General features: G+C 63.9%; 23 protein-coding genes. 18 read left to right on the forward strand and 5 right to left on the reverse strand.

What is annotated here, in order from left to right; all coding sequences use genetic code 11:
• Positions 1–26: 26 nt before the first annotated feature.
• Positions 27–653: a trimeric intracellular cation channel family protein gene (locus SH412_RS23145; RefSeq protein ID WP_336520400.1), complete on the reverse strand. Its 627-nt coding sequence runs from the start codon at positions 651–653 to the stop codon at positions 27–29.
• A gap of 232 nt (positions 654–885) precedes the next feature.
• Here SH412_RS23145 and SH412_RS23150 point away from each other — a divergent pair, with 232 nt between their 5' ends.
• From SH412_RS23150 to SH412_RS23175, 6 genes are all read left to right on the forward strand, one after another.
• On the forward strand, positions 886–1,998 hold the full coding sequence (locus tag SH412_RS23150; protein WP_336520401.1) for a hypothetical protein: 1,113 nt from the start codon (positions 886–888) through the stop codon (positions 1,996–1,998).
• A 93-nt stretch (positions 1,999–2,091) separates the two neighbouring features.
• On the forward strand, positions 2,092–2,769 hold the full coding sequence (gene purN / locus SH412_RS23155; protein WP_336520402.1) for a phosphoribosylglycinamide formyltransferase: 678 nt from the start codon (positions 2,092–2,094) through the stop codon (positions 2,767–2,769).
• A 358-nt stretch (positions 2,770–3,127) separates the two neighbouring features.
• A complete protein-coding gene (locus tag SH412_RS23160) occupies positions 3,128–4,840 on the forward strand; it encodes a hypothetical protein (RefSeq protein WP_336520403.1) in 1,713 nt (570 codons plus the stop codon).
• 596 nt (positions 4,841–5,436) lie between these two features.
• Complete coding sequence (locus tag SH412_RS23165) at positions 5,437–5,865, forward strand: hypothetical protein (protein WP_336520404.1); 429 nt, start codon at positions 5,437–5,439, stop codon at positions 5,863–5,865.
• Positions 5,866–6,024: 159 nt separating this feature from the next.
• Complete coding sequence (locus SH412_RS23170) at positions 6,025–6,495, forward strand: DUF4279 domain-containing protein (RefSeq protein ID WP_336520405.1); 471 nt, start codon at positions 6,025–6,027, stop codon at positions 6,493–6,495.
• Between the two features lie 70 nt (positions 6,496–6,565).
• Positions 6,566–7,003 (forward strand): hypothetical protein, encoded by a 438-nt coding sequence (locus SH412_RS23175; protein WP_336520406.1) that lies wholly within the window; start codon positions 6,566–6,568, stop codon positions 7,001–7,003.
• Between the two features lie 212 nt (positions 7,004–7,215).
• On the opposite strand, the gene SH412_RS23180 is transcribed toward SH412_RS23175, so the two are convergent.
• Positions 7,216–8,517, reverse strand: a complete 1,302-nt coding sequence (locus SH412_RS23180) for an IS4 family transposase (protein ID WP_419555790.1) — start codon at positions 8,515–8,517, stop codon at positions 7,216–7,218.
• Between the two features lie 154 nt (positions 8,518–8,671).
• Between SH412_RS23180 and SH412_RS23185 the strand changes: the two genes are divergently transcribed.
• On the forward strand, positions 8,672–11,506 hold the full coding sequence (locus tag SH412_RS23185) for a hsp70 family protein (protein ID WP_336520407.1): 2,835 nt from the start codon (positions 8,672–8,674) through the stop codon (positions 11,504–11,506).
• A gap of 123 nt (positions 11,507–11,629) precedes the next feature.
• On the opposite strand, the gene SH412_RS23190 is transcribed toward SH412_RS23185, so the two are convergent.
• The 3 genes from SH412_RS23190 to SH412_RS23200 all read right to left on the reverse strand — a co-directional run bounded on the left by SH412_RS23190 (position 11,630) and on the right by SH412_RS23200 (position 14,952).
• Positions 11,630–13,111, reverse strand: a complete 1,482-nt coding sequence (locus SH412_RS23190) for an aldehyde dehydrogenase family protein (RefSeq protein ID WP_336520408.1) — start codon at positions 13,109–13,111, stop codon at positions 11,630–11,632.
• A 114-nt stretch (positions 13,112–13,225) separates the two neighbouring features.
• A complete protein-coding gene (locus tag SH412_RS23195) occupies positions 13,226–13,504 on the reverse strand; it encodes a hypothetical protein (RefSeq protein WP_336520409.1) in 279 nt (92 codons plus the stop codon).
• The gene (locus SH412_RS23200; RefSeq protein WP_336520410.1) at positions 13,501–14,952 is read right to left on the reverse strand and encodes a sulfatase; all 1,452 of its coding nucleotides are present in this window, start codon (positions 14,950–14,952) and stop codon (positions 13,501–13,503) included. The genes SH412_RS23195 and SH412_RS23200 overlap by 4 nt, the downstream gene beginning before the upstream one ends.
• A 235-nt stretch (positions 14,953–15,187) precedes the next feature.
• On the opposite strand from SH412_RS23200, the gene SH412_RS23205 reads away from it, so the two are divergent.
• From SH412_RS23205 to SH412_RS23250, 11 genes are all read left to right on the forward strand, one after another.
• Positions 15,188–15,820: a YqgE/AlgH family protein gene (locus SH412_RS23205; protein WP_336520411.1), complete on the forward strand. Its 633-nt coding sequence runs from the start codon at positions 15,188–15,190 to the stop codon at positions 15,818–15,820.
• 297 nt (positions 15,821–16,117) lie between these two features.
• A complete protein-coding gene (locus SH412_RS23210) occupies positions 16,118–16,495 on the forward strand; it encodes an NADH-quinone oxidoreductase subunit A (RefSeq protein ID WP_336520412.1) in 378 nt (125 codons plus the stop codon).
• The gene (locus SH412_RS23215) at positions 16,486–17,076 is read left to right on the forward strand and encodes an NADH-quinone oxidoreductase subunit B (RefSeq protein ID WP_336520413.1); all 591 of its coding nucleotides are present in this window, start codon (positions 16,486–16,488) and stop codon (positions 17,074–17,076) included. Before SH412_RS23210 ends, SH412_RS23215 begins: the two co-directional genes overlap by 10 nt.
• Before the next feature lie 33 nt (positions 17,077–17,109).
• Complete coding sequence (locus SH412_RS23220) at positions 17,110–17,604, forward strand: NADH-quinone oxidoreductase subunit C (protein WP_336520414.1); 495 nt, start codon at positions 17,110–17,112, stop codon at positions 17,602–17,604.
• Positions 17,605–17,609: 5 nt separating this feature from the next.
• Positions 17,610–18,179 (forward strand): Uma2 family endonuclease, encoded by a 570-nt coding sequence (locus SH412_RS23225; protein WP_336520415.1) that lies wholly within the window; start codon positions 17,610–17,612, stop codon positions 18,177–18,179.
• Between the two features lie 59 nt (positions 18,180–18,238).
• On the forward strand, positions 18,239–19,462 hold the full coding sequence (locus SH412_RS23230) for an NADH-quinone oxidoreductase subunit D (RefSeq protein WP_336520416.1): 1,224 nt from the start codon (positions 18,239–18,241) through the stop codon (positions 19,460–19,462).
• A gap of 164 nt (positions 19,463–19,626) precedes the next feature.
• Positions 19,627–20,100 carry an NADH-quinone oxidoreductase subunit NuoE family protein gene (locus tag SH412_RS23235; protein ID WP_336520417.1) on the forward strand — a complete coding sequence of 158 codons (474 nt, stop codon included), beginning with the start codon at positions 19,627–19,629 and terminating at the stop codon, positions 20,098–20,100.
• A 16-nt stretch (positions 20,101–20,116) separates the two neighbouring features.
• Entirely contained in the window at positions 20,117–20,719 is a 603-nt protein-coding gene (locus tag SH412_RS28695; RefSeq protein WP_419555751.1) for an AAA family ATPase, read from the forward strand.
• Entirely contained in the window at positions 20,700–20,987 is a 288-nt protein-coding gene (locus SH412_RS23240) for a hypothetical protein (RefSeq protein WP_336520418.1), read from the forward strand. Before SH412_RS28695 ends, SH412_RS23240 begins: the two co-directional genes overlap by 20 nt.
• Positions 20,974–22,311: an NADH-quinone oxidoreductase subunit NuoF gene (gene nuoF, locus SH412_RS23245; RefSeq protein WP_336520419.1), complete on the forward strand. Its 1,338-nt coding sequence runs from the start codon at positions 20,974–20,976 to the stop codon at positions 22,309–22,311. The genes SH412_RS23240 and nuoF overlap by 14 nt, the downstream gene beginning before the upstream one ends.
• Positions 22,312–22,324: 13 nt before the next feature.
• Positions 22,325–22,531, forward strand: a complete 207-nt coding sequence (locus SH412_RS23250) for a type II toxin-antitoxin system HicB family antitoxin (protein ID WP_336520420.1) — start codon at positions 22,325–22,327, stop codon at positions 22,529–22,531.
• Positions 22,532–22,538: the final 7 nt, after the last annotated feature.

Raw genomic sequence — 22,538 nt, forward strand, 5'->3', positions numbered from 1 at the left:
GACTGAAAACGCCGCCGAGGCGGAGATCAGGCGCTCCCCTGCCCCTCATCCACGGCCTCAAACAGCGGCAGCGCCAGTCGCCAGCGGATCGCGGCAAGCCGCAGGCAGATCACGACCGCCGCCCCCAGCACCATGTCCATGCCGACCCACCAGGCCGACCACCTCAGGCCACAGAACGCCACCGCCCCGATGGCCGCGGCCGTCGCGTACAGATAAATCTCCCGCCGGAACACCAGCGGGACCTCGCTGCAGAGCACGTCGCGAATAATTCCCCCGGCGACCCCGGTGACGACGCCCAGCAGCACGGCGTTGATCGGATGGACCTGCAGGTTCAGCGACTTCGCCGTCCCCAGCATCGTCACGAACGCCAGATTGAAGGCGTCGGCGATCAGCAGCCAGCGCTGCGGCAGACTGCGCACCCGCGCCACCGCGAACGTCGTCAGGCCGCAGATCAGGGCCGTGACGACGAAACTGCTGTCCTCCAGCCAGAAGACCGGTCGGTCGAGCACCAGATCGCGCAGCGTCCCGCCCCCCGCCGCCGTCACGAACGCCAGCACCAGCACCCCGAACAGATCGATCTGCCGACCGCGGGCGGCCAGCACGCCGGAAATCGCCCCGAATCCGACCGCCAGATGCTCCAGTCCGTATCGCATGCCAGTTTCCGCCCGGACGAAGTCTCACACGCAGACAGCGACACCGCCGTCAACCGGAGGTTCGGGGCTGAGTATAGTCACGGGAGCGGTCCAGCAGGCATGGAGCCTCGCCCCATTTTGACGCCGGTCTCGACATCGCCCGCCGGGACAATCAGAATGAGCGCAATCGGCCGACTGCCGGCGGAAGGGAATGCCGCCGCACACGTCTTGCCCGAGGAAGGAGGCTCGCCCTATGGTCACACTGCGCTGCATGCTGCTGCTGAGCTGTCTGTGCGCGTGCGCCCCTTCCGCGACCGGGCAGGAGCGGTCCGCGCCCTCCGAGGATGACCCGTTCGGCGCCCCGCCCCCCGCCCTGGACGCCAGGAAAGCGGCTCCCGCCGGACAACCGGCGCCCCGCAGCCCGGCGAACACCATTCCTGACGACGACCCCTTTGGCGCTCCGCCGCCGGACTTCGGGACCAAACCGGGCGCAAAGTCGCTCCCCTTGCCCGCCTCGCAACGGGGCCGGGCGCTCCCCCCCGGGCTGCCCGAAAGACCCGCCAGCAGACCAAACGACGATGCCCCGCCCGCCCCCATCTCCATCGACGGCGGAGCGTCGATTAATCCCGAGGTCCTGACGAAAATCCAGGACAACCAGCTCGGGCTGCAATTCGAGGATCGAAACGCCTATTTCCGCATCCTCAGCCTCGCCAAGCAGCTTCCGCTGGCCCATCAGCAGGAATTCGCTCTCCAGTTCCGCGAGCAACGCCGCGTCGACGTCCCCAAGTATCAGAAGCGTCCGGCCGGCGACTTCCCAGCGTTTATCGACATGTTTCTCAATCCCGATCTGTATCGCGGCCGGCCGGTCACTCTGAAGGGCTACTTGCGCCGCCTGGTCAAATTCAACCCGGGTCCAAACGACAATAAGATCGGCGAGGTCTACGAAGGCTGGCTCTACACGGCGGACTCGCAGAACAATCCGGCCGTCGTCGTCTTCCAGCGCAAACCCGAGGGCCTGCCGATCGGCGGCAATCTCGTCGAAGAGGTCGAAGTCACCGGCTACTTCTTCAAGATGTACGGTTACGAGGCCCAGGACACCACCCGCAAAGCCCCCATGATCCTCGCCGGCGAAGTCCAATGGATCCCGGCGAAAACCAGCCACGCCTTCCAACCCCTCCCGAATCGGATTTACGTCTATCTGACAGTCGGCATCGCCTTGGTGGTGGGGGTCTTCTGGTGGCGCGGCGTCCAGATCCGCAAAGCCCAGAGAGCCGCCATCGCCGCCCGCTACGCCGGCCGAGACTTCGACGCCTTTCCCCCGACGGAAATGCGAGAAGAAACATTCGTCGAGACGAATGATTCGTAGAGTAGTCGAGAGCCAAGAGCCCAGAGCTGAGAGCCAGAGATCGGCCATCGCTCTGCGATACCCGATACCCGATACCCGATACCCGACCCTCCCATGCCACCCGCCCGCCCCGTTGCCCAGCCGCTCGACCGTCCCATCCGCCTGGCGGTCCTCATCTCCGGCGGGGGGACCACGCTGGCCAATCTGGCCGAGCAGATCCAGGCGGGATCTCTCTCCGCCGAGATTCCCATCGTCATTGCCAGCCGTAGCGACTGCGGCGGGATCGCGAAGGCGGCAGCCGCGAAGATTCCCTGCGCCGTCATTCGCCGGAAGGACTATGCGTCGCTCGCCGAGTTCAGTCAGGAAGTCTTTTCCCGCTGTCGCGACGCCCGGGTCGATCTCGTGATCTGCGGCGGATACCTGTCACTGCTGCAGATCCCTCCCGACTATCAGCACCGCGTGCTCAACATTCACCCGTCCCTGATCCCCGCCTTCTGCGGCCAGGGCTACCACGGCGAGAAGGTCCATGCGGCGGCGCTGGAACGGGGCGTGAAGGTCAGCGGCTGCACGGTCCACTTTGTCGACGACGAATACGACCACGGGCCGATCGTCGTCCAGCGGACGGCCCCGGTCCTCGACGACGACACCCCCGCGACGCTCGCCGCCCGCGTTTTCGCCGAGGAATGCCTCGCCTACCCGGAAGCCATCCGGCTCTTCGCCGCCGGCCGCCTGGAGATCGAGAATCACCGGGTCCGGGTTCTGCCGGAGGAGCGAGTAGCGAATGGGGAATAGCGAGTAGCGAGTAGCCAGAGAAGAGGGCTAATCGCTGATCGCCAGATCCGGATTTCCTCATTCTGGCTCTCGACTCTGGACTCTCATCTCTCGACTTCTTCCATTCGACATTCCGCCTTCGTCATTCGACATTCTCCTCTCTCTTCCTTTGCGTCTCTGCGTTCCTCTTTGCGTCTTTGCGTGAAATCTTCGTCTTTTCAGATTCCTGCAAAAAGGCCGGTTCTCTTCGGCGATTCCGCCGGTTCGCGTGCGTTTCAATCTCTGGACACCCTGCTCCAGCGCGGCCGCCACCGTCTGCGCCCGGAGATCGTGTTTCCGTGTCTGAGGGATTCGATTTCGGACCACCAGGAGTTCCGTCATGTCGAATGGGGCCCCCTCGTCGCTGCCGCCTGCGCCGGATCACGCCCGGACGATCTGGCGGTTTGTGATGACGCAGAATCCGTTCTATTTGCTCAGCGTCTGCTTCGTCCTGCACGGCACCGCGTTCTGGTTTCAGCAGCAGGGGGGCGAGTTCTCCCCCTGGCCGCTGATGGGCCTGATCTGCGGCTACGTGGCCCTGATGGCAGTCACCGGCGTGCTCCTCGTCCGCTGGGGTCGCGTCTGGGACGACGCCCGGTCGATCCTCGCCGTGATCCTGCTGCTGCTCACCGAACTCGCGCTCACATTCGACGACGTGCTGATCCGACAGCCGGAGACCGGGACGGCGTTGCTGCTGATCGGCTGCGGCTTCTCGATGCTGACGTGCGAGGCCGTCCTGCGGCTGATCGGCATCCGCCTGCGCTGGGGTTTCCGCGGCCCCCTGCACGCCATGCTGGCGTTATTGTTTCTCTATCCCCTCTGGGTGCTCGAAGGGGCGCAGACCAGCTCGGCCCTGGTCGTCGGCCGCGTCTACGGCTTTCACCTGGTAATGGCCGGCGTCTGGCTCCTGCTCTGGCGGGCGGTTCGCGGCGGATCGGCGTACATCGCCGGGCACGGCACCCCCTGGAAATGGCCCGTCTTTCCGTGGGCCATTTTCGTCTTCCTGGGAGTCGGCCTGGCCCTGCGCGGCTTCTCGCTCGGCTCCGCCTTCGACCCGGCGACGTCGCTGTCGACCGCCGACGCCATGACGCTGCAGTCCGCGTATGCGCCGTACTTCCTCGCGCCGACCCTGCTGGCCATCGCCGTGCTGGTGCTGGAAGCGGGGCGGCTTTCGGGAAATCTCATCACCCGCGGCGTGGGACTCTGTCTGCCGGTGGCGGCGATCGGACTGTCGTGCCTGCCGCAGCAATTGAATGTTCCCCAGCAGTTGTTTCTGCAGCAGTTCGAAGCGACGGCGGGGTCGCCGTTGTGGATCGCGTGCGTGGCGGTTGTCGGCGTCTACGCCCTGGCCCTGGCGCGTGGGATGACGGCAGCCGCCACGCCTTTGTGGCTGACGCTGCTGGCCCTGGTGTTCGTCGGACCGGCGACGCACAACCCGGGCGAGCTGGTGCTGCCGCAACTCGTCCCGGCCGCGCTGGCGGCCGTGGCCGCCGCCGGCCTGGCGCTCGGCTTCCGCGACAGCCGCTGGTGGATGGCGGCGGCGGTTCCGCTGGCCCTCTGCCTGGCGGCGCTGCCGCTCCCGCTGGAGCTGCGCGTGCAGGGGTCCGTCGCGGGGCTGGCGGTGCTGCTGACGCTGATTGTCATCACCGGCCGGGACGCGTGGACGCGGCAGCTCGGCTTTCTGCTGCTGCAGGTCTACTTCGTCGCCAGCCTGGCCCTGGCGCTGCAGCTCGATCGCGGCGACTGGCAGCTCAGTGCGCTGCAACGAGTCGCCGGGCTGCTGGGCTTGCCGCTGCTGTCGGGTTTGATTGCGCTGCGGCTGTGGACGGCCCCCGCCGGCTGGTTCGCGGGAATTGTGGGAGGCATCGGCTGCCTGCGCGGCGGCTACGACCTGACGGAACTGATCCGGCTGACGACCGGCTGGGCGGGAGTGCAGTCGTTCGCGATCGGGCTGCTGCTGTTCGGCGCGGGGCTGGCGATCAGTATTCGGAAGGCGCGGCGGCAGAGTGGCGAGGTGAGTGGGCCGGGGGATTTCGTCAGCCCGACGGGCTGAATGCAGTCCCGGCATTCATACTGAAACCATGCGTCTTGAGCCCCGAAGCGGGCGACGGGCTGTAGCCACGGGTGAAGCGGAGTTCGCCGTCAGGCGGACGGAGTGCAACCCGTGGGACGACGCATCCTCCACGCGCCACCGCCCCGGAAGGGGCGGCGGAACGCCACACTTGTGAGTCGGACCGCGCGGCACAGACTCCTTCACCCCGCCGGGGCTCCCTGGATTTCCGTACGGGCAGAACCACGGGTTGCGCGTCGGTCGGCAAAGCCGCCGCGACGCTCCACCCGTGGCTACACTCCTGCGCCCCGACGGGGCGAAGAACAGGCCGGGACAACTACGGTCTGGCATCGGCTTCCGATGCGGTGTAGCCTTGTTCGCTGGTCGGTGATGCCGTCGCGACGGTTTGCCTCGCTGCCAAAATGTGGTGAACTATTGCCGCACTTCTACGGTCAGATCCCTGTTTGGTGTCAATTACGCTCGACATGAGTCACGCGTCCGAACTCAATGACAGATTACGCCGTCTCGAAATTGAGCCGGTGCCTCCACCGTGGCGGCGGACGATTCACGCCGTTGGCGGTCTCACTGAAATTGGATACGTGGCAGCCACCGATTTGCTCCTGACGATTACGGCGACCGGTCGCGGTCTTTTCGATTGCATCAGCGGGCAGCGAGTGGCCCGCGATCGCACACTCCCGGAAGACGACGACTGGTATGACGAGACAGGATTACTGGCGCTGGGTATCGGACCCGCCGCGCAGCAGTTCATCCGCCTTGCCGGTCTGCACGGCGGCGGCCTGCCACGAATGGCGCGGGATGGCTGGAGCTTGGAGATGGTCGCGCCAGACTGGCCACTTCAAGCCGTCATCGTGCAGCCGCCGGGCCGTTCCGTTCTCATCGAGCGATTTGCCGATGGGTGCGCCAAGATTGAGCAGGATTACGAGATTCGGGCCTTCGGGTTCTCCGACACGGGACATAGTTTCGTCGTCGCCGTGTCACATTCGCTGATGGTATATTCAAGGCCATGACGCGAGTGGCCCCGGTTGCCAGTCTTCTCGCGACCGGAGCGGCGAAGCCGCGGGAAGTGGAATGGGAAACGCGACTGATCGGCTTCCTGTGGCACTGCGACCCCGGTAGCCGTCAGAACGGCAACCGGGGCCACCCGCGCTCGATGGAGTATTGGCTGCATGGCAGAATACGAATCCGAGATGCTGAGCTTTGGATACGTTGCATCGCTTCATATCCACCATCCTACGACCGTACTGGCAGACATGTCGAAGCGCCTGGGATTGACGCCTCGCAAAGCTCACGCGGCTGGCGAACCACGTGTAACCCTGAAGGGAACTGCTCTGCCTGGCGTGTATTCGGACCACTACTGGTGGTGCGATCTTAGAACTGAAGATCAACAGGATATCACGGCGTTTCTCCGTCGAGTCATCGCCGAATTCAAGCCGAGTGCTCAGTATTTACGGGACATTGCCGACACTGGAGGCAGTATTTGCGTCTTCATCGGAGTTGGCAGCTCCCGCTGTTGTGCGCATCAATTCGACCGTAAATTACTGGGCGACCTTGCCGCAGCGGGTATTGATTTGCGAATCGACTTCTACGGAACCGAATTGCCACAGCGTGGTCTCCATCCGGAGTCGGAGACCGCGTAACAATCCGACTCGCTCCCCACAGTGATCGAGTATCAGTTCAGCCGCAAAAGGCAGGGGGCGCGGTGCAACGATGTCGTTCTGGCTCGAAGGTTGGATCGAAGTCGCGAGGTTGCCGGACACGGACGGGGAACATGCGTGGTTCGGTGTGGTCGATTTGGGTTCGTTGATCGACGTCGCCGATGCGGACACCGAGCGCCTTTTCGGGCTTTCGAAGTGGTGCGTGACTGGCAAAGAGTCGGTGGACGCTCTGGCGGCGAGCCGAGGTCTGCCGCTGAATCCGTCGGAGCAGGTGCGTCGAGAGCTTGATCGCATCGCGGCACACGAAGCAATTTACGGTTCTGGTGAGTTCGGCGGCTACACCTACGCAATTTGGAGCGAGATCCGGGGATACGAGCTCACCGTGCCGCCGGAAGACAGTCAGTGGAAACTGGCCTTTGCGCTCGCCCGCGTTCTGGAGGTGCAATTCGGGCCGGATCGCGTTCGTTTCGTCGTGTGGTTCAACTGGTAGCGCGACTGGTATGCGGGCCGAACCAGGCGCTGCGGTTCACCCCGCGGAAGGTCGAATTGAGGGCCGCGACTGATCGGGCTCTTATCGTTCTGCGACCCCGGTCGCCGTCGGAACGGCAACCGGGGCCACCCGTCGTGACACTCTGGTTTGCCGTGGATGCCGCAATTCGGCAGGCGGGAGCCCAATCTCGTTCGGCACGGTGCTTGCATAATCTATGGCGGCTGGGGGAAGGCGGCGAGGAGTTCTTCGTCGTCGGCCCAGCCGGTCATGTAGAGACAGACCATTTCATACGCTCGACGCGACAGGTTGCCTCCCGTCGCCAGGGCCAGGAGCAGCCCGGCGAGCAGCGAACAGTAGAGCTGGATCTCCACGCCCCGCGTCTTCGCCGAGAGCAGTTGCTGGCAGCCCAGCACCTGCTTCAGAAACCGGAAGAACAGCTCGATCTGCCACCGGCATTCATAGATTAGCACCACCTGTTCGGCCGGGAGATCCAGCAGCGTCGTGGCCAGGATCAGGCCTTCCCGCCCGGTCTGGTCGCTGCGAAGCCGCCCCTGCCTTGCCGAACTCGGTCGACCGGGCACTGGCTCGACGGTGATCCGCCGCACGACGTGATTGGTTCTTGCGGGACTGGCTCCGCTGCCGCCGCCCAGCGCGATCAGTTCATCCGCCACGACCCCCGCGGCGCGATCGGCTTCGGTGAGCGCGGGGAGTTGAACCGCATGACCGTTCGCGTCGTTGACCGGTCCCTCGACCACGCGACCGTCCCCGCGATTGAGCCGGCAGACGTAGTCGCAGCGGGCTTCGACCAGTTCGTTGAACACCACGGCCGAGCGATAGCCCCGGTCCAGAATATAAAGGTCTCCCGGCGCACCGGCGGGTTGCGGTTCGCGGGCCTGGATCTGCTGGAGCGTGACGGCGCGCTCGGAGTGCGGCCCTTTGGCCGGCTCCTCGGTGAGGGTCGAGGCCACGACCCTCTGGTCGTGAATGCGAAGCTGGGTGTGCAGCCGCCACTGGCCTTGAGAACCGCGTCCCAGCCGGGCGGCGATCTGCGGCAAGGCCGACAGCACGGTCCCGTCGACGGCGACGAGACGTTCGACGATCGGGTTGGGAAGGCGTCCCAGCCGACCGCTGCGGCTCACGCGGAACTGATGCCGGGCGAACTGGCGGCGGAGTTCGTGAACGAGTCCTTCCAGGAGCGAGGGATCGAAGACGGACGAGGCCTCGGAGAAGGCCCCGGCCGAGACCTTTTGCCCGCCGGCGAGCTGTTGGACCTTTTTCAGTCCCGAGGCTGCGACGAGCGCCCGGGCGGACTTGAGAACGGGGTTGAAGAAGCCGATCAGGAGGAGCGCGGCATACTGGCTGTAGAACAGCTGCCGGTTGCGAGCGGTGTCGCGTTCTGTCCCGCAGGGAGCCAATCGTTGCAGCAGCGGAAAGATGCGCCGCAGCAGGACGGTCCCGGCCAAAGGACCAATCAGCTCCCGCCGCTCCTCCTCCGTCAGCCCCTTCTCCGCCATCGCCACTCCCTCCGCAGGGAGAAAGACTACAATCTCAATCGGCCTGCGCAAAAAGCGTGCCGAACGAGATTGGGCGGGAGCCTGCCCTACGGTCTGCCAACCGTCTAAAATCCCTCAACTTACCAATGCCCCGGATTCGCCTTCTGAAACCGCCATGACCTCAGACTCCGCTCCGTCTCCCAGCCGCTATGTGGTCGGCCTCGACCTCGGCACGACCAATTCCGCCCTGGCATATGTCGATACCGCGGAATCTCCCTGGAAAATCCGGACGTTCGCGACGCCCCAGTCCATCGCCCCCGGACAGTGGGAAGCCCGCGAAACCCTCCCGTCGTTCCACTACCAGCCGGCGGCCGGCGAATTCCCGCCACACGCCCTGCGACTCCCCTGGCAGAAATCCGATCCGGCCTGGACCGCAGGACACTTCGCCCGCGATCACGGCACCCTCTCACCCGGCCGCCTGGTCAACTCCGCCAAGAGCTGGCTCTGTCACTCCGGCGTCGACCGGACCGCCGAACTCCTCCCCTGGCATGGCGCTCCCGACGTCGACCGGCTCTCTCCCGTCACCGTCAGCGCTCGCTATCTCCAGCACTTCCGCGAGGCCTGGGACGCGGCGTTTCCCGAACACCCCCTCGCCGAACAGGATTTCGTCCTCACGCTCCCGGCGTCGTTCGACGAAGTCGCCCGCGAGCTGACCGTTCGGGCCGCCCAGCAGGCCGGCCTTCGCCGGGTGGCCCTCATCGAAGAACCGCAGGCCGCCTTCTATGCCTGGATCGCCAAACACGCGGATGACTGGGAGCAACTGGTTTCGCCGGGCCAGAAGATCCTGGTCTGCGATGTCGGCGGCGGCACGACTGACTTCACGCTGATCCGCGTCCGCAAAGGGAGCGATGGAACCGTCCAGTTTCATCGCGTGGCAGTCGGCGATCACCTGATTCTCGGCGGCGATAACTTCGACCTGGCTCTCGCCCATCACCTCGAACGCAAACTGAAAGGGGATGGCAAGCTCGAACCCCGCCAGTGGAGCATGCTCGTCCGCAGTTGCCGCCAGGTCAAAGAGGTCCTGCTCGGCGATCACCCTCCCGAGCAATGGACGCTGTCGCTCCCCGGGGCGGGCTCGCGCCTGATTGGCGGCGGTCTGCAGTCTCCCGTCACCCGCCAGGAAGTCGAAGAGCTGATCGTCGAAGGCTTTTTTCCCCGCGTCGGACTCGATGCAAAACCGGCGACCGGTCAGTCGGGATTTCAGGAATTCGGACTGCCGTATGCCCCGGATGCCGCCATCACCAGGTATCTCGCGGCGTTTCTCTCGGCTCATCGCCACGTCGCGCTGGAAGAGGGCGAAGCCGCCGGCCACGATCCCGCCCGCCCCGATATCGTCCTGTTCAACGGCGGCGTCTTCACCTCGCCCCAACTGCAGGAGCGCCTCGTCGACGCCATCCGCTCCTGGTTCCGGACCCAGGACCCCGGCTGGTCGCCAATCGTCCTCGATCATGAACGGCTCGACCTGGCGGTCGCCCGGGGAGCTGCGTACTACGGCATGGTCCGGCGGGGACTGGGAGTCCGCATTGCGGCGGGACTGGCCCGGACCTATTACATCGGCGTCGAAGGAGCTGCCGATCAGCAGTCCGCCGCAATCTGCCTGATGCCCGCCGGCGCCGAGCCGAATACCGAAGTCGATCTGGAGGGCCGGCAGTTTCAGTTGCTGGTTTCACAGCCGATCGAGTTTCCGCTCTACGTTTCCAGCGTCCGCCTCACGGACAAGCCGGGCGACATCGTCACCGTCGATCGCGAGCAGATCTCCGCACTGCCGCCAATCCGCACCGTGCTGAAGCTCGGCAAATCCGCCGAGGCGGGAGCCGTGGCGGTCACGCTCAAAGCCCGGCTGACGGAGATCGGCACGCTCGATCTCTGGTGCTCCGAAGTCGCCGGCAAGCGGACCTGGAAGCTCCTGTTCGACGTGCGGGCCGCCACGCGGACCGAGGTCGCCGCCCACGAATCCGCCGCCGAGGGCCAGGGCTTCCTGGAAGAATCGTCCCGCACGGCCGGGGAAACAATCCTCCGACAAACATTCACCCCGGTTCAACAGCTTGAGGGAAGAACTCCGCTCGATCCGGCCGGACTGATGAAAGGGCTGGTCGAAGCGCTGGGACTGGAGCGTCACGAATGGCCGACGTCGCTGCTGCGCGAGCTCTGGGAGACGCTGTTTGAACTCGAACCCGGTCGCCGGATCAGCTCCCGCCACGAAGCCCGCTGGCTGAATGTGCTGGGGTATGCGCTCCGCCCTGGCTACGGCCTGGCCATGGACGACTGGCGCGTCGGCGAAACCTGGCGGCTGCTCAATGGCAAGCTGGTCCACGCCGACCCGATGTGCCGGGCCGAGTGGTGGATTCTCTGGCGGCGGATCGCCGGCGGGCTGACGGCGGGGCAGCAGCAGGCGCTCGCCGGCCCGCTGATTGGAACGCTCCGCCAGGCGACGAAACCCGCCGCCGGCAAGAACCGCGGCGGGGCCGGTTTCGGCACGCACGAACTGGCCGAGATGCTGCGGTTCGTCGGCTCCTGCGAGCTGCTCAATGCAACGACCAAGGAAGAACTGGGAGATCTGCTCATGACCTCCGCGAATCGTCCGCACTGGGCGACGATTCGCGGAGCGGCGCTCTGGGCGATCGGACGTCTCGGCGCGCGGCGGCCGGTCTATGGGCCGCTCAACAGCGTCCTCGGCGCGAATGTCGCCGAGCGCTGGCTGGACCGGCTGATGACGCTGGAAGGAGGCGATGCGATGGAACCCTTCGCCGCGATGCAGCTCGCGCGCCTGACGGGAGACCGCTATCGCGACATCAGTGACGCGCACCGCGAACGCGTCCTGAAGTGGATGGAACGGCTGCAGGCGCCCAAGAACCTGCGCCGGCTGGTCCGCGAAGTCGGCACGCTGGAAGAAGAAGAACAGGGCCTGGTCTTCGGCGAAGCCCTCCCCAAGGGCCTGCGGATTCTGTAGTCGCCGAGTGGCACTCGAAAATAACGGCCCCGCTCCCGGTATGTCTGCCGGGAGCGGGGCCGCTTCTCATGGCGCCAAATCCAACTCCATCCGTCTCTTCGCACTTGGCTCTAAGCACTCGGCTCACTTCAGATTCATCGTCACCGTCTTCAGCTCGGTGTAGTTCGCCAGAGCCGCTTCGCCCAGCTCCCGGCCCATGCCGCTCATCTTGAAGCCGCCGAACGGCGCCGCCGCGTCGAACACGTCGTAGCAGTTGATCCAGACGGTCCCGGCCCGGACGCTGTTGGCGATGTGATGCGCCTTGGCGACGTCGCGCGTCCAGACCGCCGCGGCGAGACCGTAGCAGGTCGTGTTGGCCCGCTGGACGACTTCGTCGAGATTCTTGAACGGCAGGATGCTCATCACGGGTCCGAAGATTTCGTCCTGAGCGATCTCCATGTCGTCCGTCACGCGATCGAAAACGGTCGGGGCGACGAAGAAGCCGCGGTCGCCGACGCGCTGGCCCCCGGTGAGGCATTCGGCCCCGGCGTTCTTGCCGCTCTCGATGTACCGCATGATCTTGTCGAACTGATCGCGGTCGACCTGCGGCCCCTGCGTCGTTTCGCTGTCGAACGGATCGCCCAGCTTGCGGGCCTGGGCGCGGGAAACGATCTGCTCCACGAACTTCGCGTGAATCTTCTCTTCCACGAAAACCCGGCTGCCCGCGCAGCAGCACTGCCCCTGATTGAAGAACAGCCCGAACTCGGAACCGGCCACCGCCGCGTCGAGATCGCAGTCCGCGAAGACAATGTTCGGACTCTTGCCCCCGAGTTCAAAGGTGAGCCGCTTCAGCGAAGGGGCAGCGTCGCGCATGATGAACTGAGCGGTCTCAGTCGACCCGGTGAAAGCGATCTTGTCGACGCCGCGATGCTTGACGATCGCCGCCCCGGTGTCGCCGAAGCCCGGCAGAATGTTGATCACGCCCGCCGGGATGCCGGCTTCCATCGCCAGTTCGCCCAGCCGCAGGCACGACAGCGGCGTCTGCTCCGCCGGCTTCATGACAATGGTGCAGCCGGCGGCGAGGGCCGGCCCCCACTTCCAGGCGGTCATCAGAGCCGGAAAGTTCCAGGGAATGATCTGCCCGGCGACGCCGGTCGGCTCCCGGCGGGTATAGCAGAAGTAGTCGCCGCGAATCGGGATCGTCTGGCCGGAGATCTTGTCGGCCCACCCGGCGTAGTAGCGGAGGCAGTCGATGACCAGCGGGATGTCCGCCGCCCGGCTGTCGCGGATGGGCTTCCCGTTGTCCAGCGTCTCCAGCGCGGCAAGCTCTTCCTGGTTCTGCTCGATGAGATCGGCCAGCCGATTCATCAGCCTGCCCCGATCGCGGGCATCCATGGTGTGCCAGGGGCCCGACTCGAACGCCTTGCGGGCGGCTTTCACCGCCCGATCAACGTCGGCTTCGCCGGCATAGGCCACGTCGGCGATCTTCTCTTCAGTGACCGGGTTCATCGTGGCAAACGTCTTGCCGCTCGCGGCGTCGCACCATTCGCCGCCGATGAGGAGCTTCGTCTGGCGGATCTTGGGAACGGCGGCTTTTCGAGGGGGAGCAGCGGTCGCGGCGGACATGATGGATCTCCTGGTGCAGGCTGACGGTTGGGGTCGCTGAGAGCGCGAGTTGTCCTCTTGGAATTGTAGCGCGCCGGCGACCGGTTTGGATAGAACCTCGATCGTGCGGCGGCTTCACACGGTCTCGCGGTAGCAGCGGATTGCGGCTAAGGCAGCCAGGAGGAAGCAGGCCGCGAGAGAGACCAGTTCGAGACAGAAGCCCGCGGTTCTCCACCCGCTGTCCGCGGGAAGGAATTCCATCCAGCTTCGGTACCAGAGGCTGTAGACGCCATAGCCGACAACTCTGAGGAATCCATGCACCAGACAGAATCCGAGCAGAGCGATCGCCAATTTGCGGGTCCGTTGTTGCCACGGCATGGAATCACTCAGGCTCGGATTTTCAGGCAGAGTCACTTCGCCGCCTTCTTCTTTCCGGCCCCCTTGCGCTTCGGGGGATCCACGGGCTGAGTACCGTCGCGTTTCTCCGGCATCGGGGCATGAATGCTTTCCCGCCAGGCGACCAGTTTCCCGTGCAGTTCCTTGGTCACTTCCGGCCGCGATGTGGCCAGATTCTCGTGCTGACCGGGATCGCTCTTCAGGTTGTAGAGTTCGAGGCGACCGTCTTCGAAAAACTCAAGGAGCTTGTAATCGCCGCTGCGGATGGCTCCGGCAGGAGTCGTGCGCCAGGTGTCCTGACCGGCCCCGAGGTAGCCGGGGAAGTGCCAGTAGAGATCCTGCCGGTCGAGCTGTGCCGTCGGTTCCCCCTTGAGGCACGGCATAACGCTGACGCCGTCGAGAACATGATCGGCGGGAGCCTTTGCTCCGGTGACGTCGAGGAATGTTGGATACAGGTCGACCGAATGGATCGGCTGTTCGCTGACTGAGCCGGGAGTGATGACGCCGGGCCAGCGGAAGATGAACGGGACCCGAACGCCTCCTTCGTAAAGCATCCCCTTGCCGCCCCGGAGCGGGGCATTGTCGGTGACATCGCCCGCCTTCTTGATCCCCTCGCGGACGTAGCCCCCCACGCCGCCGTTGTCGCTGGAAAAGATCACCAGCGTGTTCCGGGAGAGATCCAGTTCATCGAGCGTCGCGAGGATCCGACCGACGCTGTCGTCGAGACTGGCGATCATGCCGGCATAGGTCGGGTTATCGTGCCCGTCGCCGGCCGGCCGGTCCTGGAACTGAGCAATTTTGTCGGCTTTCGCCTGGAACGGCGAATGAACGGCGAAGTGGGGGACATACAGGAAGAACGGGTGATCCTTGTGACGCCGGAGGAAGTCGACCGAGCGATCCGTGATCCAGTCCGCCAGGTACGTATCGGGAGCAACGTCCTGCGGCGGCTGCGTTTTGAAATCGAAGTGTTTCCCCATACTGACGATGGCTTCGTCGAAGCCCTGTTTCGAAGGATGGAAATTGTTCCCTCCCAGATGCCACTTGCCGAACATGCCGGTCGCGTAGCCCGCCGACTTGAGGGCTTCGGCGATGGTCACCCGCTCCAGTGCAAGCTGTTCGACGTTGGGAACCGGGACCAGCGGCCGACGTGAAGTGTCGAAGCGATTCGTGTTTCCGACGGTATAGATCCCGGTGCGCGGGCCGTACTGGCCGGAGAGGATCGCCGCCCGGGTCGGCTGGCAGTTGGGGCCGGCGGTGTAGCTGTGGGTAAACTTCCGCCCTTGCGAGGCGAGCCGGTCGATGTGGGGCGTCTGGTAGTAGCCGCTGCCGAAGCAGCCGAGATCGGTCCAGCCGAGGTCATCGGCCAGAATGAAGACGATATTGGGCTGGCTCGGCCGATCGGCCCCATTCGCCGCCAGATTCAGCAGCACCAAAACCGCGGAGCAAACGATGCGGAATACGGTCATCGATGCAGTCTCGGGACACGGGGGAACTGGAGGACGCGATTTTCGATTGTCCGGGGGATCAAATCCCGGCTGCAAGGGGATTCCGGAGGATTTGCCGAGGCGGTTTGTCCGCCGCGGATACGGGTTCGCCCGTGGAAAATGCGGGAGCGGCCACCCAAAGGCGCTTCCCTGCCCCCGTTCCGTTCGTATAATTCGGGCTGATTCCGTTCGCCGATTCCAGGCGGCGGCCGACAAAATGCCTGCAATTCGCGGGTTTGACGGTCGCCAGGGGCTCTCCCTCAACTCAGTTGCCGGACCGATCATGGCGAAGTCGCTGCGCGGACAGGTGCTGGTATCAGCGAAACACCTGCGGGATCCCAACTTCTACAAGACCGTCGTCCTGATAGTGGAGCACGGCTCCGACGGTGCGATGGGAGTGGTGATCAACCGTCCCTCGTCGATTCTGGTGACGCATGCCCTCGCCGGGCATTTCCACCTGCCGGAATCGACCGACCTGGTGTATTGCGGCGGACCGGTCGAGCCGGCGGGATTGATCATTCTCCACGACGTGCCGGACATCGAAGAACGGCAACTCGAAGTGGTGGACGGATTGTACCTGGGATGCAGTGCCGAAGCCTTCGAGGAAGTGGTCAACCGGACGCAGGATGATCATCCGGTGGTCCGATTCCGGGTCTTTTCCGGCTGCGCCGGCTGGGCTCCGGATCAGTTGGAAGGCGAACTGGCTCGCGGCGACTGGCTGACCGCACGAGCGTCACAGGATCTCATTTTTGAAGAAGATCCGTACGAACTGTACGATGTGATGCTCCGCAAGGTCTCCGAGGCCCATCCGCTGCTGCCGCGTGCGACCGGCAATCCCGCCTGGAACTAGCGGATTCCGCCGGACGCAGCGATAGGTTGTGCGTCCGACGTGTCCCTCCTGGGAAATCCAAGTTTTCTGCGTCGTGCTGCGAAAACTGCCGGTTTCCCCCTGCCAAGCCTTGAATCTTTGTGAGGCGGCAGAGGCTGGCGTGCCGTGTGTTGAACTTTGCCCCCCCCCGTTCTAGAATCCCCGCGCATGCGTTTGCACGGCGGGGAGTTCGTGCGCAAGAAAATCCGGGAGAGCCGGATTGCATTAAACCCTTATCCCGCCGTGAGTTAATCCTCCGGAAATTACGGCTGGGGCACTATGCAGTCGTTTGACGCGATTCTGCTCTATTTCGGGATCCTGGTCGGCTTTGCGGCTTCGATCCTGATTCTGACGCACACGATCGGCCCCCGGAAGAAAACCGCCGTCAAGGAAATGCCCTACGAGTCGGGCATGGACCCGGTCGGCGACGCCCGTCAGCCGTTCGACATTAAATTCTACCTGGTCGCGATTCTGTTCCTCGTGTTCGACGTGGAACTCCTCTTCCTGTATCCGTGGGCGGTCAGCGCCTATGTCGACGGCCCCGGCGTGCCGGTCGAACTGCGGACCACGGTGTTCTGCGTGATGCTGGTCTTCATGGCCACCCTGGCAATTGCCTACGTCTACGCGTGGCGAAAAGGGGTCTTTAAATGGCGGTAGAAACCACGGGCAAGCTTCCCGATGGCGTGTTCATGACGACGCTGGACGCGGCGGCGAACTGGGCCCGGACCAGCAGTCTCTGGCCGATGCCCTTCGCAACCGCGTGCTGCGGCATCGAGCTGATGGCGACGGCCTCGTCCCGCCACGACCTGGCGCGATTTGGCGCAGAAGTCATGCGATTCAGTCCGCGGCAGTGCGATCTGATGATCGTCGCCGGCCGGGTGGTGATGAAGATGCTGCCGGTGCTGCAGCGGATCTGGCTGCAGATGCCCGAGCCGAAGTGGTGCATCTCGATGGGCGCCTGCGCCTGCACGGGGGGCGTGTTCGACACGTACGCCGTGGTGCAGGGCGTGGATCGGTTCATTCCGGTCGACATCTACGTCCCCGGCTGCCCTCCCCGTCCGGAACAACTGATTGCGGGGATCATGGCCCTGCAGCAGAAGGTCAAGAATACGGGAACTGCTTTCGGGACTGAGTTCGCCGGGCGGACGCAGGCAATGGGACCGACGCCGTTCGACCCGGACGAGCTGATCCGGATTCGCGAAGCGAACGAGCAGCTTCAGGTTGTCAGTTTGAACTAGGTCGTTGTCCCGCCCTTTGCGACGGATCGTTTCATGGATAGTCAGGCTCGCCTGCTCGAAAAGTTTCCCGATGCCGGTCTGAATTTCAGCCGGTTCCGGGACAACGTGCGGACGACGGTGTCGAATGCCGCGCTACTCGAAGTCATGCTGTTCCTCAAGGGGGAGCTGGGCTTCGACGCGCTGATGGACGTCACCGCGGTCGACTATCTGAATTTCGAGGGCGCGACCGACCGATTCGGCGTGGTCTATGTTGTGCTGAACACGACCACCGGCGAGCGGCTGATCCTGAAAACCTTCGTGAACGATCCTGAGCCCGAGCTGCCGACGCTGGTTCCGCTGTGGGGCTCGGCGGACTGGCTGGAACGGGAAGTTTACGACATGTTCGGGATTCGGTTCGCCGGCCACCCGGACCTGCGACGGATCCTGATGCCCGACGAATTCACGTCGTACCCGTTGCGGAAGGACTATCCGCTGAAGGGTCGCGGCGAGCGGCACAACTTCCCGGTGATCACGCGAGCGGAGAGCTAGGACCGATGTCGGTCGATTCCCCGAGTACTGTCGTCACGCCCGAGCAGTTGCTGCAACTGCCCGACGGGAACCGGTACGAACTGGTCGACGGCCAGCTTGTGGAGCGCACCATGAGCATGGAGTCAGCGTGGGTAGCGAATCGAGTTGGCAAGGTTCTCTCGACTTACGTCGACAACACTGGCGAAGGGGATGTCTTCAACAGCGACGCCTCGTACCAGTGCTTTGGCGAAGAGGCGGACCGCGTGCGGCGGCCGGACGTGAGCTTCATTCGTCAGGGGCGACTCTCTGCCGAGCAGTTCCGCGAGGGGCATTGCCGGATCTTTCCCGATCTGGTCGTGGAAGTCGCTTCTCCGAACGATTTGTATTACGACGTTCAGCATAAGGTGCAGGAGTATCTGACGGCTGGCGTGACAATGGTCTGGGTGGTGGATCCGCCCGTGCGGAGCGTGATGGTTTATCGGCGTGGCGGACCTGTGGAGCGGCTGGAAGAAAACGACCAGCTCAGCGGAGATCCGGTGCTGCCGGGGTTCGCAGTTCGCGTCGGGGATTTGTTTCCGAAAGCTGGAGCCGTCTGACGGCAGCCGGTTGATCGGAGTCAGGCGCCCCTGACTCCATAGAGGGATTCTCGTCCATCATGGCGTTGGAAGTTTCCGATCTTGCCGAACAGGATGCTCCGGACAAGGAGTATCTGTGGACATTGAACTTCGGACCGCAGCACCCTGCGACGCACACCACGTTGCGGCTGGTGCTCACGCTGGACGGCGAGCGCGTCGTCAAAGCGGTGCCGCACATCGGTTACCTGCACAGCGGTTTCGAGAAGCTCGGGGAACACCTCGACTTCAATCAGTACGTGACCATCGTCGACCGGATGAACTATCTGTCGCCGATGCACAATGAGATTTCCTGGCACCACGCCTGCGAGAAGCTGCTGGGGATCGAGCTGACGCCGCGAGGGAAGTACCTGAGAACGCTGCTGGCGGAACTGCTCCGCATGCACGACCACCTGCTGAACGTGGGGACGTGCGCGCTGGATCTGGGGGCCTTCACGGCGTTTCTGTACTGCTTCTACCAGCGGGAGAAGATCTACGACATCGTCGAGTTCGCGTCGGGTCAGCGGTTCCACACGAGCTACACTCGCGTGGGAGGCGTGCTGTACGACGTCAACGATCGCTGGATCGAGCAGGTGCGGGACTTCCTCAAGGGATTCCCAAAGGTTCACGACGAAGTCGACCGGCTGCTGACCCGCAACCGGATCTTCGTGGATCGGATGAAGGGGATCGGCTACCTGAGCAAAGAAGACGCGATCAACTTCGGCGCGGCCGGCCCGGTGGCCCGGGCCAGCGGCGTGGTCCGGGATCTGCGTCGGGACGAGCCGTACCTGGCCTATGGGGATCTCGACTTCAAAGTCATCTGTTCGACGGGCGGCGATTGTTACGCCCGGTACCTGGTCCGGATGCAGGAACTGCTGGAGAGCGTGAAAATCGCCCACCAGGCGCTGGAGAATCTGCCGAGCGGCCCGGTGAACGTCGATCCGAACGGCAAGCACGTCCTGCCCGCCAAGCCGGCCGTTTACCGCAGCATCGAGGGTCTGATTCAGCACTTCGAAATGGTGATGCCGAACCGGGGCTTCGAAACGCCGCGAGAGGAAATTTACGCGGCGACCGAGTCGCCCAACGGCGAACTGGGTTACTACATCGTGACGGACGGCGAGTCGTCGCGGGCGTATCGGGCGCGGACGCGTCCGCCATCCTACGTCCACTTCGGGATCTTCCCGCACATCATCAAGGGCTGCATGCTCAGCGATGTGCCGGTGATTCTGGGCAGTTTGAACATCATCGCAGCGGAACTCGACCGGTAGGTCGAGTTCTCCCGCAGCGTCCGCAGAACAACAATCCGCAGACAACGACAGAACAGAAAGGGCGAACGGGGAACCGATTTGGCGCGGCGAGGACGGGGAGAGAACCCTGTGATTTGCGGCGGGAAACGGGATCAGCCTTCGACCTTCGGGAGCGTGGAGTACTCATGCCGGCCCTTTCGGACGCCATTCGAACGCGGATCAAGGACGAGTTTCCGAAGTATCCGAACAAGCGCGCGGTGACGCTGCCGGCGCTGCACATCGTGCAGGACGAGTTGCGTCAGGTGTCGATCGAGGCGATTAAGGAGATCGCGGAACTGCTGGAGCTGCACCCGGCGGAAGTCCACGACACGATGAGCTTCTACGGCTTTTTCCGCGACGAGAAGGCTCCGCTCGGCAAGGACCGCGTCTGGGTCTGCCGGAGTCTGAGCTGCATGCTGCGTGGCGGCGAAGAGCTGCTGGCGGAAATGTGCAAACGACGGCACGTGAAGCCGGGCGAGACGACGGCGGACGGCAAGGTGACGATGGAGTTCGCCGAGTGCCTGGGAGCCTGCGAAGGGGCGCCCTGCATTCTGGTGAACGACGAATGCCACATGAATATTACGGCGGACAAGGCGGACGAGATCATCAAGAAGCTGTGAGTGAGGAGACGCCAGCGTGTCTGCCGACTCAGGCCCGGATGTAATCATCATCGCCGGTCCGAACGGGGCTGGGAAGACAACGGCGTCGGAAGATTTGCTGAACCGGGAGTTGGCAATTCGGGAGTTTGTGAACGCGGACTGGATTGCCAAAGGACTGTCGGGATTTGAACCGGAGACGGCAGCGATTGCGGCCGGTCGAGTAATGCTCGGCCGTTTGCGGGAGCTTTCCGAGGAGAACGCGAGCTTTGCGTTCGAGACCACGTTGGCGTCTCGAACGTTCGCGAGGTGGATCCAAGAACTCAGAGTTCGAGGTTATCGCAGTCGACTGATTTATCTGTGGGTGTCTGATCCGGCTTTGTGTCTGGAGCGAGTCAGAACGCGAGTACGTCTCGGTGGACATCATGTGCCCGATGATGTTGTGATGCGACGGTACGAACTGGGTTTGAGGAATCTGTTTCGGTTGTACTTGCCAGTGGTTGATGAGTGGGAGCTTTACGACAATTCGAGGGCGGGTTGGCGGCAGCTCATTGCCTGCGGATCGCGATCTGGCGTCGAGCAGGTTGCGGCTGCGGGACGGTGGCTGGAATTGAAGGCAAAGTATGGCGTCGCCGGAAACTAGCAATGCCGTGGAGCGTGCATTTAGCGAGCCGTGGCGCGTCGAACGGGCTTTGGATCGTGGTGTGCGTCGGGCGGCTGAGTTTCATCGGGCGTTTGGCGTGCCGATGGTGGGCTGGGAAAATGGTCAGGTCGTCCATTACGATCCGGCCAACGTGATTGAAGAACTCGACCGGAAGCTGGCCAGCTATCCGTCGGAAGACGTGGCGAATGGCGGCGGGAACGAGGCGACCGGTGAGGTTGCGGATAGGGTGATTCATGGCGAAGTTTGAACCTGTGCTCCTGGCCCGCTGGGGAAAGCCTAACAGCCAGTCGCTGGAGACTTACCGGGCGGACGGCGGCTACGAGGCCTTCAAGAAGGCCCTGGCCATGCCGCCCGACGACGTCATTAACGTCGTGAAGGATTCGGGGCTGCGCGGTCGCGGCGGCGCGGGATTCCCCACCGGCGTGAAGTGGACGTTTCTGCCGAAGAACCACCCGGGGCCGATCTATCTGGCGATCAACGGGGACGAATCCGAGCCGGGGACGTTCAACAACCGGATTCTGATGGAGGAAGATCCCCATCAGGTGCTCGAAGGCATCTGCATTTCGTGTCATGCGATCAAGTCGAGCGCTGCCTATATCTATCTGCGTTACGAGTTCGGCCGCAGCTATCGCGTGCTGAAGAAGGCGATCGAAGAACTGTATGCCGCGGGACTGATCGGGAAGAATATCCAGGGGACCGGGTTCAACCTCGATATCTACCTGCATCGCGGCGCGGGCGCCTACATCTGCGGCGAAGAAACGGGGCTGATTGAGAGTCTGGAAGGGAAGCGGGCCTGGCCGCGAATCAAGCCGCCGTTCCCCGCCATCGAAGGACTGTTCCGCAAGCCGACGATCGTCAACAACATTGAGACAATGGCCTGCGTGACGCAGATCCTCAAGCGGGGCTCCGACTGGTTCAAGTCGATCGGGGTTCCGCCCGACCCGAACATTCCCCGCGACGCCGGCAGCTACGGCCCCAAGCTCTATTGCCTGAGCGGACACGTCAACAAGCCGGGCTGTTACGAAGCCCCGCTGGGGATCACTTCGCGACAGCTCATCGACGAGTATGGCGGCGGCGTCTTGAATGGCCGAAAGGTGAAGGCCGTGGTGCCCGGCGGCATCAGCATGGGCTTCCTGAGCGCCGACGAGCTCGATATCCCTCTGGACTTCAACGGACCCGGAAAAGCCGGATGCCTCGGCCTGGGGACGGCGGCGGTGGTGGTGGTGGACGACTCGACGAGCATCGTCGACGTCCTTTTCAACTGCGCCCGGTTCTTCTCGCACGAGTCGTGCGGGCAATGCACGCCGTGCCGGGAAGGGACCGCCTGGATGCGGAAGATTCTGGAGCGGATCCGGAACGGTCAGGGGGAGCTGCGGGACCTGGATCTGCTGCTGGAAGTCTCGGGTTCGATCGGGATCATTCCGGGGACGACGATTTGCGGTCTGTCGGACGGAGCGGCCTGGCCGGTGAAGAACGCGGTCAAGAAGTTCCGCGGCGAATTCGAAGAGTTCATCAAGAGCGGTAAGAAGTTGGTGAGAGAGTGCGAGCTGGCTGTGGCGGGAGCGCACTGAGGTTTCGGACAAGTTGCGATACGAGATCATTCTCTACTGGAGCGAGGCCGATCAGGCTTTTGTGGCAGAGGTTCCGGAATTGCCGGGATGCATGGCGGATGGTGAGACGTATCAGGCGGCGCTCGATGCGGTGCAGACGGTGATGCGAGAGTGGATCGAAACAGCAGTAGAGCTGGGGCGTGACGTGCCGCGACCGAAGGGTCGGTTGCTGTTTGCGTGAAGTCGAT

This window comes from Planctellipticum variicoloris (assembly GCF_030622045.1).
Taxonomy (GTDB): Bacteria; Planctomycetota; Planctomycetia; order Planctomycetales; family Planctomycetaceae; genus Planctellipticum; species Planctellipticum variicoloris.